The organism is Micromonospora parva (assembly GCF_000718515.1).
In the GTDB taxonomy this organism is placed as follows: domain Bacteria; phylum Actinomycetota; class Actinomycetes; order Mycobacteriales; family Micromonosporaceae; genus Micromonospora; species Micromonospora parva.
In genome coordinates, this window is sequence record NZ_JNZS01000012.1 from 244,498 (window position 1) to 259,114 (window position 14,617).

Sequence of the window (14,617 nt, forward strand, 5' to 3'; positions counted from 1 at the left end):
ACCGGCCCGTGCGTGCGAGGGTTGAGCCGGTCGTGGCGGGGTAGGTGCCGCCATGGTCGCTGCCGGTCGGCGCGGAGCGGACGCGGGCCCGTCGACAGCGCGGCGCTGGGACCGCCTGCTGGCCGCCTGGCACGACCGGGTCCGTCGGGTACGCGCCATCGGCGGCCTCGCCCTGCAGGCCGGCCTGGCGGCGGCACTGTCCTGGTTCGTGGCGCACTCGCTGCTGCACGTGTCGCAGCCGGTCTTCGCGCCGATCTCCGCCGTCTCGACGCTCGCCGCGTCCGTCGGCCAGCGGTTGCGTCGCACCATCGAGCTGATCATCGGTGTGACCGTCGGGGTGCTGATCGGCGACCTGCTGCTCCTGGTGACCGGCACCGGGTGGTGGCAGCTCGCCCTGATCGTGGTGCTGGCGATCGTCGTCGCGCTCTTCCTCGCCGGCAGCGCGGCGGTGGTGATCCAGGCCGGGGCGACGGCGGTTCTCATCGCCACGCTCAGCCCAACCGTCCGGGACCTGGAGATCCCGCGGTTCGTGGACGCGTTGATCGGGGGAGGGGTGGCGTTGCTGGTCACCGCCGTGTTGCTGCCGCTGAACCCGCTACGGGTGCTCAACCGGGCCGCCCGGCCGGTGTTCGATCTCCTGCTGACCCAGCTCGACGCCACCGCCGAAGCGCTGGCCGAGCGGGACGCCGCGCGGGCCCGTACCGCCCGGGGTGAGCTGCGGCAGAGCGCGGGCCGGTTGAAGGCGTTCGTCGAGGCGGCCCAGGGCGCCCGGGAGGCGAGCACCCTGTCGCCGGTGTACTGGCACCAGCGGCACGGACCGGTGGGCCGGTACGCGCAGGCGGCGGAGCTGATCGACCGGGCGACGCGGAACAGCGGCACCCTGATCCGACGGTCGGTGACGCTCATCGAGGACGGCGAGCCGGTGCCGGAGTCGTTGCCGAGGGCGGTGGCCGAGCTGGCCGAGACCGTCCGCCTGCTCAAGCGGCAGTTCGCCGCTGGCGCTGAGCCGAATCGGGCGCGGGAGCAGGCACTGCGGGCGGTCGCGACGGCCGGGAACGCCTATCGGGACGGTGTGGGCTTCTCCGGTGCGGTGGTGGTGGCGCAGGTCCGGACCACGGTCAGTGACCTGCTGGTCGCCACCGGCCTGACCCAGGAGGGCGCGAATCACCTGGTCCGGAGGGCTTTCGGCGATCTCTGACGGTCCGGCGGCGCCCATCGGCGCCAGTTGTTGGCGCATATCTGAGCCATCGCTGTTGCCATCTGAGCCAAAGTGGTGCCATCATGGTGCCATGGAGCTGAGGTCATACGTCGAGAACCTGCGTAACGAGTTCGCCGTGGCGGCGGAGGGTGTGGACCCGGAGGCCCGGGTGCTGGCCGAACGGCTCTTCACGCAGTTGGAGGCGGCGACCCGTCTCACGCTGCTCGAAGCGCTCTCCGACGCGGCTGACGAGATCACCCGTGACCTCGCGCCGGGCTCGGTGCACGTCCGGTTGCGCGGGCGCGAACCCGACTTCGTGGTGACCCCGGCCAGCCCGCCGGCCGAGCTGGCGAGCGAGGCCAGCGGCCCGCCACCGCTGGCGGTGCCAGTGTCCGCGCCCGACGGTGACGAGGGCGGCACCTCGCGGATCAACCTCCGGCTGCCCGACCACCTGAAGGCCAGCGTCGAGGAGGCCGCTGGGCGCGCCGGGCTCTCGGTCAACGCCTGGCTGGTGCGCGCCGTCGCCGGTGCCGTCGGGGCGGGCGACCCGGAACGTCGTCCGCCGCGCCGGGTGGAGCCGACCTCCGGCCAGCGCTTCACCGGCTGGGCCCGCTAACTTCCCGTACCCCCATCCGCCGCGCCGCTGACCAGCGGCAACCTTCGCCGACCACCTTCCGGGAGACCACCATGCCTGTTTTCGAGACGCCAGAACCGATTGCCGTCCAGATCGAGCTGCCGATCGGCGACGCCTGGATCGCCGCGAGCGACCGCACCGACACGGTGGTGACCGTGCGTCCCCGCGACCCGTCGAGCAAGGCCGACGTGAGCGCCGCCGACCAGACCACCGTCGAGTTCGCCGCCGGGCAACTGGTGATCCGGGTGCCCAAGAGCTGGCGCCGCTACGGGTTCGGCCCCGGGCCGTCGGTCGACGTCCTGGTCGAGCTCCCGACCGGGTCGCGGGTGCACGCCGAGGCGTCGTGGGCGGCGTTCCGCTGCGAGGGCCGGCTCGGCGAGTGCCGGATCAAGACCGGCAGCGGCATCCGGCTCGACGAGACCGGGCCGTTGGAGATCGACAGCAGCCACGGCGAGGTCGCGGTCGAGCGCGTCCTCGGACCCGCCCGGGTGAAGGCCTCGTCCGGCAAGGTGCGCATCGGCGCGGTCGACGGCACCGCCGAGATCAAGAATTCGTCCGGCGACTGCTGGATCGGCCGCAGCGGCGGCGACGTCCGGATCAACACGGCCTACGGCGACATCACCGTGGACGCGTCGCTGGGCTCGGTGACGGCGCGTACCGCCTACGGCAACCTTCGGCTGGGTGAGGTCGCCCGCGGCGCGATCGATGTGCAGACGTCCTACGGCGCCATCGAGGTCGGCATCCGTCGCGGGACCGCCGCGTGGCTCGACGTCAGCTCCAAGCACGGCCGCGTGCACAACGCGCTGGAGTCGACCGGCAGCCCGGCGCAGACCGACGAGACGGTCGAGGTCCGGGCGAACACCTCCTACGGCGACATCATGATCCGCCGCGCCTGACCCCCACCGCGCCGACCACGAATGAGGAGACCATGACCAGCTCCACGAACCCCGCGATCGTCGCCACCGACCTGCGCAAGTCCTACGGCGACAAGGTCGTCCTGGACGGCGTCGACCTGATGATCACCGAGGGCACGATCTTCGCCTTGCTCGGTCCGAACGGGGCCGGCAAGACCACCACCGTGCAGATCCTCTCCACCCTGATCAGGGCCGACGGTGGCGATGCGCGCATCTTCGGCCACGATCTGACCCGGGAGCCCGACGCGGTACGCGCGCTGATCGGCGTCACCGGCCAGTTCTCCGCCGTCGACAACCTGCTCACCGCCCGGGAGAACCTGACCCTGATGGCCGACCTGTGCCACCTGGGCAGGGCCGCCGGCCGGCGTCGGATCGCCGACCTGCTCGACCAGTTCGACCTGACCGAGGCGGCGGCCAAGCCGGTGTCGACGTACTCCGGTGGCATGCGCCGGCGGCTCGACCTGGCGATGACCCTGGTCGGCGAGCCCCGCGTCATCTTCCTCGACGAGCCGACCACCGGCCTCGACCCGCGCAGCCGCCGGGCCATGTGGCACATCATCCGGGCGCTCGTCGCCGAGGGCGTCACCATCCTGCTCACCACGCAGTACCTGGAGGAGGCCGACCAACTCGCCGACCGGGTGGCGTTCCTCGACCACGGCCGTCTGATCGCCGAGGGCACACCACGCGAGCTCAAGCGGCTCATCCCGGGCGGTCACGTCGTATTGCAGTTCGCCGACCAGGAAGGGCTCGACTCGGCGGCCCGGACGTTGCAGGCCGCCACCCGGGACGACGCGGCGCTCACCCTCCAGGTGCCCAGTGACGGTGGGGTCGGGTCACTGCGATCCCTGCTCGACCAGCTCGACAGCGCCTCGATCAGCGTGGCCGGGCTCTCCGTGCACACCCCCGACCTCGACGACGTCTTCCTCACCCTCACCGGTCAGCCGGACACCCGGGCCGGCCGGACCCATCACGAAAGGGCTTCCGCGCGATGAGCACCATCTCCCTCGCCGTCCGCGACTCCAGCACCATGCTGCGGCGCAACCTGCTGCACATGCGGCGGTACCCGTCGATGACCTTCCTGCTCATCGGCATCCCGATCATCATTCTGCTGCTCTTCGTCTACGTCTTCGGCGGCACGCTCGGCGCCGGCCTCGGCCCGTCCGGCGACCGCTCGCAGTACGCCAACTACGTCACGCCCGGCATCCTGCTCATCACTGTGGTCAGCGCGGCGCAGGGCACCGCCATCTCGGTCGCGATGGACATGACCGAGGGGATCATCGCCCGGTTCCGGACGATGTCGATCTTCCGACCGTCGGTCCTGACGGGTCACGTGCTGGGCAGCCTGGTCCAGACCATGCTCAGCCTCGCGGCCGTCACCGTCGTGGCGCTGCTGGTCGGGTTCCGGCCCACCGCCAACCCGGTCGAGTGGCTCGCCGCCCTCGGCGTCCTCGCCATGGTCACCTTTGCGCTCACCTGGCTGTCGGTCGCCCTCGGTCTGGTCAGTGACAGCGTCGAGACGGCCAGCAACCTGCCCATGCCGCTGATCCTCCTGCCGTTCCTCGGAAGCGGGTTCGTCCCCACCGACTCCATGCCGGCCGCCGTGCGGTGGTTCGCGGACTACCAGCCCTTCACGCCCGTCATGGAGACCCTTCGCGGCCTGCTCCTGGGCACCGGGATCGGGAACAACGCCACCATCGCCGTCGTCTGGTGCGCCGTCATCACCGTGGCCTGCTTCCTCTGGGCCAAGGCGCTCTACAACCGCAACCGGACGAGCTGACCCGACCGGCGCGCGGTCTCGCCATCAGCTCGCGGAACCGGCGGCTCGGCCCAGGGGGCCGGGCCGCCGGCTCGTGGTGTCGCGCGGCCTGCGGGGGCGGCGGCGCGCGCACCTGAGCGGGCTGTGGACCGGGTGTCCCGTCGCTGTCCGACCCGGGCGGCCAGAGCGCCTCAAGACGTCGAATGTTATCGATAACACAGCCGCGTCGCCCGGTTGCGCGCGGCGTGGGCAGCCGGTGCGGAGCGCTCACCCAAGAGCCCGCAAGGTCATTGACGGCAGTGGTGCGGATCCGAGCGGGGGAACGCGCGAGCCCGATGATGTTATCGCTGCCATTGCCACCGAAAGTTTAGGTGGTCGCTATCGGACGGTCGTCCCGCAGTGTCCGGCGCACCGCACCTGTCGCCTCGCCTGTCGACGGCCATCTGGTGGGCATCCGGTCCGCGCCGAGGCCCCGTTCGGCACCTGATCGGCGCACTTGCCGTCGGAATGGTGTGCTTTGCACCGGTCCGCTATCAACCCTCCCGAGTCGGTCCGCCTTCCGCGTTCCGTTACGGAGCTGTTGCGGGTAGATGTCTTGACGAGGCTGGATGTGAGCGTTAACACTATCCCCGTTAACGGTGGAGGTGAACATGAACCGTGTGGACGGAGCTGACGACCGCTATGTCGTCGGTGTCGATTACGGCACCCTGTCCGGGCGAGCTCTGGTGGTCCGTGTCGGCGATGGTGCCGAACTGGGGACCGCGGTGCACGAGTATGGCGATGGCGTGATCAGCACGGCGCTGCCGGGAGGTCGAGCGCTACCCCCGGACTGGGCCCTGCAGAACCCGCAGGACTACCGCGACGTGCTGCGGTACGCCGTCCCGGCGGCGGTGTCCGCCGCAGGGGTGGACCCGGCGGCGGTGGTCGGCATCGGCATCGACTTCACCGCCTGCACCGTGCTGCCGACGCTCGCCGACGGCACTCCACTGTGCGAGACGCCCGAGCTGCGCGACCGACCGCACGCCTGGGTCAAGCTGTGGAAGCACCACGCCGCGCAGCCGCACGCCGACCGGATCAACGCGCTGGCCCACGAGCGGGCCGAGCCGTGGATCGGCCGGTACGGCGGCAAGATCTCCGCCGAGTGGCAGTACGCCAAGGGCCTGCAGCTCCTGGAGGAGGACCCGGAGGTCTACGACCGGGCCGAGCGCTTCATCGAGGCGGCCGACTGGATCGTCTGGCAGCTCTGCGGCACCGAGACCCGCAATGTCTGCACGGCCGGATACAAGGGCATCCTGCAGGACGGTCAGTATCCCGCCAAGGACTTCCTGACCGCGCTCAACCCCAACTTCGGTGACTTCGTGGCCAAGTTGGACGGTCCGTTGCTGCCCCTCGGCGCCCGCGCCGGCTCGCTCACCGCCCAGGCCGCCGCATGGACCGGCCTGCCGGAGGGGATCGCGGTGGCCGTCGGCAACGTCGACGCGCACGTCACCGCGGCGTCCGCGCAGGCGGTGCAACCCGGTCGGCTGGTCGCCATCATGGGCACCTCGACCTGCCACGTGGTCAACGGCGCGGAGGTCGCCGAGGTGGCCGGCATGTGCGGTGTCGTGGACGGCGGCATCAGCCCCGGCGCGTGGGGTTACGAGGCCGGGCAGAGCGGCGTCGGCGACATCTTCGGCTGGTTCGTCGAGCACGCTGCCCCGGCCGGCATCGACTCGCACGAGCGCCTCACCGAGCTGGCCGCGAGTCAGCCCGTCGGCGCGCACGGCCTGATCGCGCTCGACTGGTGGAACGGCAACCGGTCCCTGCTGGTCAACCACGACCTCAGCGGCATGATCGTCGGGATGACCCTGGCCACCCGGCCAGCGGACATCTACCGGGCCCTGCTGGAGTCCACCGCGTACGGCACCCGGATGATCATCGAGGCGTTCGTCGACGCCGGAGTCCCGGTGAACGACCTGGTGATCGCCGGTGGTCTGACCAACAACGCGCTGCTGATGCAGATCTACGCCGACGTGACCAGGCGTCCGCTGAACATCATCGCCTCGTCGCAGGGTCCGGCGCTGGGCTCGGCGATCCACGCCGCGGTCGCCGCCGGTGAGTTCCCCTCGATCCACGAGGCGTCGCAGGCGATGGGTCGGGTGCACGAGGCCGTCTACCGCCCGGACCCCGAGCGGGCCCGCGCCTACGACGCCCTCTACGCCGAGTACCGGGCGCTGCACGACCACTTCGGTCGTGGCGGCAACGACGTCATGCTCCGCCTGCGGGCGATCCGCAACGCGGCGGTCGAGACCGCCGCTACCCCGCACGAGACCCCGCTGGAGGTGGTGGCGTGAACGCCGAGGTGACCCGACAGATCGCCGAGCTGCGCGAGACCGTCGCCCGCCTGCACGCCGAGCTGACCCGGTACAACCTGGTCGCCTGGACGTCCGGCAACGTCTCCGCGCGGGTTCCCGGCCAGGACCTGATGGTGATCAAGCCGAGTGGGGTGAGCTACGACGACCTCACCGCGGCCACGATGGTGGTGTGCGACCTCGACGGCGTTCTCGTCGAGGGCGACTTCGCCCCGTCCAGCGACACCGCCGCCCACGCCTACGTCTACCGGGCCATGCCCGAGGTCGGCGGCGTCGTCCACACGCACAGCTCGTACGCGACCGCCTGGGCGGCGTGTGGCGAGCCGATCCCCTGCCACCTCACGGCGCAGGCCGACGAGTTCGGCGGGGAGATCCCGATCGGTCCGTTCGCGCTGATCGGCGGCGACGACATCGGCAAGGGCATCGTGGCCACGCTCGCCGGGCACCGCTCGCCGGCGGTGCTGATGCGCAACCACGGCGTGTTCACCATCGGCCGCGACGCCCGCGCGGCGGTCAAGGCGGCGGTGATGTGCGAGGACGTGGCCCGGACCGCGCACCTGGCCCACACCCTCGGGCGGCCGGTCCCGATGGCACAGGCCGACATCGACTCACTCTACGACCGCTACCAGAACGTCTACGGCCAACAACCAGTCGCACCGGCGGGTTCCTGACCCTCACCGAAACCCCGGGACCCGTCGGTCTGCACCACGCGCACCAGCACGCACCACCCGCGTACGCCGCTCTTTCGCACCTCGGCGGCCGGCGCGGTTACCCACCACATCCACCAAGGAGATTCGATGGGAAAGATGCGAATGCAGTCCGCTCCGTGGCGTGCTGCCGCGGTCCTCGCCAGCGTGCTGCTGGTCGGCGGCGTGGCGGCCTGCGGTAACAGCGACACCGGCGGCGGCGGGTCCAAGGACGACGGCAAGATCACGATGGGCTTCTCCCAGGTCGGTGCGGAGAGCGGGTGGCGTACCGCGAACACCACCTCGATCAAGGAGTCCGCTGCCGCCGCGGGGATCGAGCTGAAGTTCGACGACGCTCAGCAGAAGCAGGAAAACCAGATCAAGGCGATCCGCAACTACATCCAGCAGAAGGTCGACGTGATCGCCTTCTCGCCGGTGGTGGAGTCCGGCTGGGACACCGTGCTCAAGGAGGCCAAGGACGCCGGCATCCCGGTCATCCTGACCGACCGCTCGGTGGACTCGGCGGACAAGACCCTGTACAAGACCTTCCTCGGCTCGGACTTCGTCAAGGAGGGCCGGCTCGCCGGTGAGTGGCTGGTCGAGCAGAAGAAGAGCGCCTCGGGCCCGGTGAACATCGTCGAGCTGCAGGGCAACACCGGTGCGGCGCCGGCGAACGATCGCAAGAAGGGCTTCGGTGAGGCGATCGCCGCCAACCCGAACCTGAAGATCATCGCCTCGCAGCCGGGTGACTTCACCCGGGCCGGCGGCAAGCAGGTCATGGAGCAGTTCCTCAAGGCGTACCCGAAGATCGACGTGCTGTTCGCGCACAACGACGACATGGGTCTGGGCGCGCTCGAGGCGATCACCGCGGCCGGCAAGACGCCCGGCAAGGACATCACGATCATCACCGTCGACGCGGTCAAGGATGGCATGCAGGCTCTCGCCGACGGGAAGTTCAACTTCATCGCGGAGTGCAGCCCGCTGCTCGGCCCGCAGCTGATGGACCTGGCCAAGAAGGTCCACGCGGGCGAGGAGGTGCCGCCTCGGATCGAAACCGAGGAGACCACCTTCACGACTGAGCAGGCGAAGGAAGCTCTGCCCAACCGTAAGTACTGATCGACGACGGGGTCGCCGCGCTCGCGTGGCGGCCCCGCCGCGTCGCCTCCCTACCCGAAACGGACCGGGCTTGGCCCGCGACGACCCCGAGTACCACGCCCGCCCGAGCGACCCCCAGGGGCGACCGGGCGGGCGTCGCGGGGACGTGGCGGCCCTTCCGTGTCGACAACCCAGAAGAGGTCTGATGGGATGACGGATAGCCGTCCGGTCCTGACGATGACCGGGATCAGCAAGTCCTTCCCCGGGGTGCGCGCACTCCACGACGTCAACTTCCGGCTCTTCCCCGGCGAGGTGCACGCCCTGATGGGCGAGAACGGCGCCGGCAAATCGACCCTCATCAAGGTGCTCACCGGTGTCTACGACACCGACGAGGGCGCGATCACCCTCCATGACGAGCCCGTGTCGTTCAGCGGGCCGATGCAGGCGACCGCCGCCGGTGTGAGCACCGTTTTCCAGGAAGTCAACCTCTGCACCAACCTCTCGGTGGCGGAGAACATCTTCATCGGCCGTGAGCCCCGCCTTTTCGGCGCGGTCCGCTGGGGCGAGGTTCGCCGCCGCGCCCGAGCCCTGCTGGCCCGCCTCGACCTCGACCTCGACGTCAGCGCGCCGCTCGGCTCGTACTCCCTGGCGATCCAGCAGATGGTCGCCATCGCCCGCGCGATCGACATCAAGGCGCGGGTGCTGATCCTGGACGAGCCGACGTCCAGCCTCGACGCCGACGAGGTGGCGCAGCTGTTCCGGATCATGCGGCAGCTGCGCGACGAGGGTATCGCCATCCTGTTCGTGACCCACTTCCTCGACCAGGTCTACGAGATCGCCGACCGGATCACCGTGCTGCGCAACGGCGGGCTGGTCGGCGAGTACCTCACCACCGAGCTGCCCCAGCTTTCCCTGGTCGAGAAGATGATCGGCAAGGAGCTCGACGTCCTGGAGGGCATCGAGGAGCACTCCCGGCGGGACCTGGCCACTCTGGAGGAGGGCACCCCCCTGGTGGCGGTGTCCAACTTCGGTCGAGCGGGCGCTGTCGAGCCGTTCAGCCTCACCATCCACGCCGGCGAGGTGGTGGGCCTGGCCGGCCTGCTGGGCTCGGGGCGTACCGAGGTCGCGCGGTTGTTGTTCGGGGCCGACCGGAGCGACGGGGGTCAGGTAGCTGTCGACGGCACGGCGAGCAGCCTGCGCACCCCCGCCCAGGCGATCGACCACGGCGTGGGCTTCTGCTCGGAGAACCGCCGCGCGGAGGGGATCGTCGCCGACCTGTCGGTGCGCGAGAACATGATCCTCGCCATGCAGGCGGCGCGTGGCTGGCTGCGGCCCATTCCGCGTCGTCGCCAGGACGAGCTGGTCGACAAGTACGTCAAGGCCCTCAACATCCGGCCCGCCGACCCGGAGGTTCCGGTCCGCAACCTCTCCGGCGGCAACCAGCAGAAGGTGCTCCTGGCCCGGTGGCTGATCACCGAGCCCCGGCTGCTGATCCTCGACGAGCCGACCCGGGGCATCGACATCGGCGCGAAGACCGAGATCCAGAAGCTCGTGACGCAGCTGTCCGACGGCGGCATGGCGGTGCTGTTCATCTCCGCCGAGCTGGAGGAGGTGCTGCGCCTGAGCCACAAGGTGGCCGTGATGCGGGACCGGCAGATGGTCGCGCAGCTCGCCAACGACGAGAGCCTCGACGCCGACCGCATCATGCAGACCATCGCCAGCGGATCCCACCGGGAGGAGGCAGACCGATGAACGACACCATGAGCCGCTTCCGGACGATGACCGGTCACCGGCTGTTCTGGCCCGCCGCCGTGCTGTTCGCCATGCTCGCCGCGAACACGATCTACCGGCCCGGGTTCCTGTCCATCGAGCTCAAGGACGGGCACCTGTACGGGACGCCGATCGACATCCTGCGGCTGAGCGCACCGCTGATCCTCGTCGCGCTGGGCATGACCCTGGTCATCTCGACCGGCGGCATCGACCTGTCGGTCGGCTCGCTCTGCGCGATCAGCGGCGCGATCGCCTGCATGTACATCAGCAAGCAGCCCGACCAGAGCAGCATTGCCGTGGTGGCGACCGCCCTCGCGATGGCGATGGGGGTCTCGCTCGTGCTCGGCGCCTGGAACGGGGTGCTGGTGGCAGTGATCGGCATCCAACCGATCATCGCCACCCTGATCCTGATGGTCGCCGGGCGGGGTCTCGCCCAGCTGATCACCGAGGGTCAGATCATCACCATCAACTCCGAGCCGTACCGGGCGATCGGCCTGGGCCACGCGTTGACCCTGCCGCTGGCCATCTTCATCGCTCTCGCCGCGGCACTGCTCGTCGCCGCGTTCACCCGTCGCACCGCGCTCGGCATGATCATCGAGTCGGTGGGCGGCAACTCGGTGGCCAGCCGGCTGGCCGGCATCCGGTCCGGCCGGGTCATCTTCCTCGCGTACGTGATCAGCGCCGCGTGTGCCGCGGTCGCCGGTTTCATGATGACCGCCAACGTCTCCAGTGCCGACGGTAACGCCGCCGGCCTCTGGGTCGAGCTGGACGCGATCCTCGCTGTCGTCATCGGCGGCACCTCCCTCGCGGGTGGCCGGTTCTTCCTCAGCGGCACCATCATCGGTGCGCTGATCATCCAGACACTGACCACCACCGTGTACGCGATGGACATCTCGCCGCAGACGTCGCTGCTGTTCAAGGCGGTCGTCGTCATCGCCGTCTGCCTCATCCAGGCGCCGGCCTTCCGGGCCCGGTTCACCCGCCGCAGGCGCAACGCCCCGCCGCCCGCCCCCGTCGCCGACAAGCCGAAGGAGCAGGTGCCGGCATGACCACTGGAACGCTTACCGCCGGTCGTAACCGGTTCCGGCTGCCGAGGAAGCAGATACCGGTCCTGGCGACGCTCGCCCTGCTGCTGGTGATGTACGGCATCGGTGTCTCGCAGTACACGGCGTTCTCCAACGTCCAGGTCATCTTCAACGTGTTCATCGACAACGGCTTCCTGCTCGTCGTCGCGGTGGGCATGACCTTCGTGATCCTCACCGGTGGCATCGACCTGTCGGTCGGTTCGGTCGTCGCCATGACGGCGATGGTGTCGGCCGCGCTGCTGCAGGACGGCATGCCGGCGGCGCTGGTGCTCGTCATCGCGCTGCTCATCGGCCCGACGCTCGGCCTGCTGATGGGCTGCGTCATCCACTTCTTCGAGATCCAGCCGTTCATCGTCACGCTCGCCGGGATGTTCTTCGCCCGGGGCATGTGCACGTTCATCTCCGGCGCGTCGATCCCGATCACCGACGGCTTCTGGACCGCGATGTCGCAGGAGCGGATCGGGAACCCCCGCGGCAACTTCGTGTCGATCAGCGTGCTGATCGCCTTCGTGGTGGTCGCCATCGCCGCGTACGTGCTGGCCTACACCCGGCTGGGGCGCAACGTGTACGCCATCGGCGGCAACCCGCAGTCGGCGCTGCTGATGGGCCTGCCGGTGGGGCGGACCCGGATCGCCGTCTACACGATCAGTGGTCTGTGCTCGGCCATCGGCGGGATCCTGCTGTCCTTCTACACCCTCTCCGGCGCGCCGCTGATCGCCGTGGGGATGGAGCTGGACGTCATCGCCGCCGTCGTCATCGGTGGCACGGTGCTCACCGGCGGCGCGGGTTACGTCTTCGGCACGGTACTCGGCGTGCTGGTCCTGGGCGTGATCCAGACCCTCATCACCTTCGATGGGAGCCTCAACTCCTGGTGGACCAAGATCGTGATTGGCGGCCTGCTCTTCGCGTTCATCCTCCTCCAGCGCCTCATCGGAATCCGTTACAAGTGACCGCCCCTCTCGCGGAAGGCAACCCCATGGCACCACACACCGAACCCGAGATCTGGTTCCTCACCGGCAGCCAAGGCATGTACGGCGAGGAGACGCTCCGCCAGGTGGCTGAGCAGTCCCGCCAGATCGCGGCAGCACTCGACGACTCGCCGCAGATTCCCGCCCGCGTGGTCTGGAAGCCCGTCCTGACCAACAGTGGTGAGATCCTGCAGGTCTGCCGGGATGCCGCCGCCCAGGGTGCCGTCGGGGTGATCGCCTGGATGCACACGTTCTCGCCGGCCAAGATGTGGATCTCCGGTCTGGACGCGTTGCAGACACCGCTGCTGCACCTGCACACCCAGGCGAACGTTCTGCTGCCGTGGAACGACATCGACATGGACTTCATGAACCTGAACCAGGCCGCGCACGGCGACCGCGAGTTCGGGTACATCCAGACGCGCCTCGGTGTGGCCCGTAAGACGGTGGCCGGGCACGTCAGCGACCCGCGGGTGACCACTCGCATCGGGGCGTGGGCGCGCGCCGCGCTGGGCTGGTCGGCGATGCGGTCGCTGCGCCTGGCCCGCTTCGGCGACAACATGCGCGACGTCGCGGTGACCGAGGGCGACAAGGTCGAGGCCGAGCTGCGGTTCGGCGTCTCGGTCAACACCTACGGCGTCAACGACCTGGTCGAGGTGGTCGGCGAGGTCACCGACGCGCAGGTGGACGACCTGGTCAAGGAGTACCAGGACACCTACCGCATCGTCGGCGAACTGCTGCCCGGCGGCGATCAGCACGACGCGCTGCGCTACGCCGCGCGCCTGGAGTTGGGCATGCGCGCCTTCCTGGACGCGGGTGGGTTCCGGGCCTTCACGACGAACTTCGAGGACCTCGGTGGGCTGCGTCAGCTGCCGGGCATCGCCGTACAGCGGCTGATGGCGGACGGTTACGGCTTCGGCGGTGAGGGCGACTGGAAGACCTCGGTCCTGGTCCACACCCTCAAGGCGATGTCGGTGGGGGTGAGTGGCGGCACCTCGTTCATGGAGGACTACACCTACGACCTCACCCCGGGCAACGAGCTGGTGCTCGGCGCCCACATGCTGGAGGTCTGCCCGACCATCGCGTCGGACGTGCCCAACGTGGAGATCCACCCGCTGAGCATCGGTGGCCGGGAGGACCCGGTCCGGCTGGTGTTCGACGCCGCACCCGGTCCGGCGGTGGTGCTCGGGTTGGCCGACATGGGGGAGCGGTTCCGGCTCGTGGCCAACGAGATCGACGTCGTGTCCCCGCCGCAGCCGCTGCGCCGGTTGCCGGTGGCCCGGGCGGTGTGGCGTCCGCGCCCCGACCTGCCGGTCTCGGCCGAGGCGTGGATCACCGCCGGCGCCCCGCACCACACGGTGCTGTCGCAGGCGGTGGGCGTGGAGGAGCTGCACGACCTGGCGGAGATGAGCCGCACCGAGCTCGTCGTCATCGACGCCGACACGCAGCCGCGCCGCTTCGCCGACGAGATCCGCTGGAACCAGGCCTACTACCGGCTGGCCCGCGGCTTCTGATTCGCGCGCTCTGATCGCGCTCGACACGGGTGGTCCATCCCTGCCTGCGGCTGGGGTGGACCACCCGTTCGCGTGTGGTCCCGGCGTACGTGAGGCGGCCGTGTTACGGCTTGACTAACAGCATGTTATCGCTCACAGTCTATAGCCAAGATGGTCGATGTCTTTGACTGTCCGGCCACGCGCGCGTTCCACCTCTCTCGGTTGCGGCAGCTCATCGCCGCGACCGTCGGGATGACGGTGTTAGCGATCACATGGCCGGACGTCGGTCAGCTCGGTGCCCCGCCCGGTGCCGCGGACGCGACCCAGATCGCTCGGTTGACGTCAGCAGAGGAGGATCATGCTTTCCATCGGTCGGGTTCCCCGGGGTGCGCCACGTCGGCGCGGGTGGCTGTCGAGACTTGCTGTCGCCGCGATGACGCTGGTGGTCGGTGGCGCCGCCGCAGCCGTCGCCTCGGCGCCCGCGTCAGCGGCGACTGTCGACACCAGTGCCTGGTACGTGTTGGTGAACCGCAACAGCGGCAAGGCCCTGGACGTGTACAACCTGGCGACCAACGACGGCGCGCGGATCACGCAGTGGACCCGCAACAACGGTAACCAGCAGCAGTGGCAGTTCGTCGACTCCGGTGGAGGCTACTACCGGGTGAAGTCG

The 14,617-nt window shown here is 69.8% G+C and carries 13 protein-coding genes; all 13 read left to right on the top strand.

The features are described 5' to 3' along the window. The first annotated feature begins 52 nt into the window (after positions 1 to 52). Positions 53 to 1,198, top strand: coding sequence for an FUSC family protein (locus IF22_RS0119380; protein WP_030333957.1), 1,146 nt, complete (start codon positions 53 to 55; stop codon positions 1,196 to 1,198). Between the two features lie 91 nt (positions 1,199 to 1,289). Next, positions 1,290 to 1,814 (top strand): hypothetical protein, encoded by a 525-nt coding sequence (locus IF22_RS0119385; protein ID WP_030333959.1) that lies wholly within the window; start codon positions 1,290 to 1,292, stop codon positions 1,812 to 1,814. Between the two features lie 71 nt (positions 1,815 to 1,885). Next, on the top strand, positions 1,886 to 2,728 hold the full coding sequence (locus tag IF22_RS0119390) for a DUF4097 family beta strand repeat-containing protein (RefSeq protein WP_030333961.1): 843 nt from the start codon (positions 1,886 to 1,888) through the stop codon (positions 2,726 to 2,728). 32 nt (positions 2,729 to 2,760) lie between these two features. Continuing rightward, complete coding sequence (locus IF22_RS0119395; RefSeq protein WP_030333963.1) at positions 2,761 to 3,738, top strand: daunorubicin resistance protein DrrA family ABC transporter ATP-binding protein; 978 nt, start codon at positions 2,761 to 2,763, stop codon at positions 3,736 to 3,738. Then, the gene (locus tag IF22_RS0119400) at positions 3,735 to 4,523 is read left to right on the top strand and encodes an ABC transporter permease (protein WP_030333965.1); all 789 of its coding nucleotides are present in this window, start codon (positions 3,735 to 3,737) and stop codon (positions 4,521 to 4,523) included. The genes IF22_RS0119395 and IF22_RS0119400 overlap by 4 nt, the downstream gene beginning before the upstream one ends. Positions 4,524 to 5,152: 629 nt before the next feature. Then, positions 5,153 to 6,835: a ribulokinase gene (gene araB, locus IF22_RS0119405; RefSeq protein WP_030333967.1), complete on the top strand. Its 1,683-nt coding sequence runs from the start codon at positions 5,153 to 5,155 to the stop codon at positions 6,833 to 6,835. Further along, positions 6,832 to 7,524, top strand: coding sequence for an L-ribulose-5-phosphate 4-epimerase (locus IF22_RS0119410; protein ID WP_030333969.1), 693 nt, complete (start codon positions 6,832 to 6,834; stop codon positions 7,522 to 7,524). The genes araB and IF22_RS0119410 overlap by 4 nt, the downstream gene beginning before the upstream one ends. Positions 7,525 to 7,650: 126 nt before the next feature. After that, complete coding sequence (locus tag IF22_RS0119415) at positions 7,651 to 8,655, top strand: ABC transporter substrate-binding protein (protein ID WP_245233675.1); 1,005 nt, start codon at positions 7,651 to 7,653, stop codon at positions 8,653 to 8,655. A gap of 189 nt (positions 8,656 to 8,844) precedes the next feature. Further along, on the top strand, positions 8,845 to 10,386 hold the full coding sequence (locus IF22_RS0119420; RefSeq protein ID WP_030333973.1) for a sugar ABC transporter ATP-binding protein: 1,542 nt from the start codon (positions 8,845 to 8,847) through the stop codon (positions 10,384 to 10,386). Next, positions 10,383 to 11,453 (top strand): ABC transporter permease, encoded by a 1,071-nt coding sequence (locus tag IF22_RS0119425; RefSeq protein WP_030333975.1) that lies wholly within the window; start codon positions 10,383 to 10,385, stop codon positions 11,451 to 11,453. The genes IF22_RS0119420 and IF22_RS0119425 overlap by 4 nt, the downstream gene beginning before the upstream one ends. Further along, entirely contained in the window at positions 11,450 to 12,439 is a 990-nt protein-coding gene (gene yjfF / locus IF22_RS0119430) for a galactofuranose ABC transporter, permease protein YjfF (RefSeq protein WP_030333976.1), read from the top strand. The genes IF22_RS0119425 and yjfF overlap by 4 nt, the downstream gene beginning before the upstream one ends. A gap of 26 nt (positions 12,440 to 12,465) precedes the next feature. Further along, positions 12,466 to 13,968, top strand: a complete 1,503-nt coding sequence (araA, locus tag IF22_RS0119435; protein WP_030333979.1) for an L-arabinose isomerase — start codon at positions 12,466 to 12,468, stop codon at positions 13,966 to 13,968. A 337-nt stretch (positions 13,969 to 14,305) separates the two neighbouring features. Then, the coding region (locus tag IF22_RS0119440) for an RICIN domain-containing protein (protein ID WP_167337314.1) at positions 14,306 to 14,617 on the top strand (312 nt) is incomplete at its 3' end.

What these genes read in the sequence shown, in the direction of transcription:
- IF22_RS0119380 (WP_030333957.1), top strand. Translation starts at nt 53, where the DNA reads ATGGTCGCTGCCGGTCGGCGCGGAGCGGACGCGGGCCCGTCGACAGCG.
- IF22_RS0119385 (WP_030333959.1), top strand. Translation starts at nt 1,290, where the DNA reads ATGGAGCTGAGGTCATACGTCGAGAACCTGCGTAACGAGTTCGCCGTG.
- IF22_RS0119390 (WP_030333961.1), top strand. Translation starts at nt 1,886, where the DNA reads ATGCCTGTTTTCGAGACGCCAGAACCGATTGCCGTCCAGATCGAGCTG.
- IF22_RS0119395 (WP_030333963.1), top strand. Translation starts at nt 2,761, where the DNA reads ATGACCAGCTCCACGAACCCCGCGATCGTCGCCACCGACCTGCGCAAG.
- IF22_RS0119400 (WP_030333965.1), top strand. Translation starts at nt 3,735, where the DNA reads ATGAGCACCATCTCCCTCGCCGTCCGCGACTCCAGCACCATGCTGCGG.
- araB (WP_030333967.1), top strand. Translation starts at nt 5,153, where the DNA reads ATGAACCGTGTGGACGGAGCTGACGACCGCTATGTCGTCGGTGTCGAT.
- IF22_RS0119415 (WP_245233675.1), top strand. Translation starts at nt 7,651, where the DNA reads ATGGGAAAGATGCGAATGCAGTCCGCTCCGTGGCGTGCTGCCGCGGTC.
- IF22_RS0119420 (WP_030333973.1), top strand. Translation starts at nt 8,845, where the DNA reads ATGACGGATAGCCGTCCGGTCCTGACGATGACCGGGATCAGCAAGTCC.
- IF22_RS0119425 (WP_030333975.1), top strand. Translation starts at nt 10,383, where the DNA reads ATGAACGACACCATGAGCCGCTTCCGGACGATGACCGGTCACCGGCTG.
- yjfF (WP_030333976.1), top strand. Translation starts at nt 11,450, where the DNA reads ATGACCACTGGAACGCTTACCGCCGGTCGTAACCGGTTCCGGCTGCCG.
- araA (WP_030333979.1), top strand. Translation starts at nt 12,466, where the DNA reads ATGGCACCACACACCGAACCCGAGATCTGGTTCCTCACCGGCAGCCAA.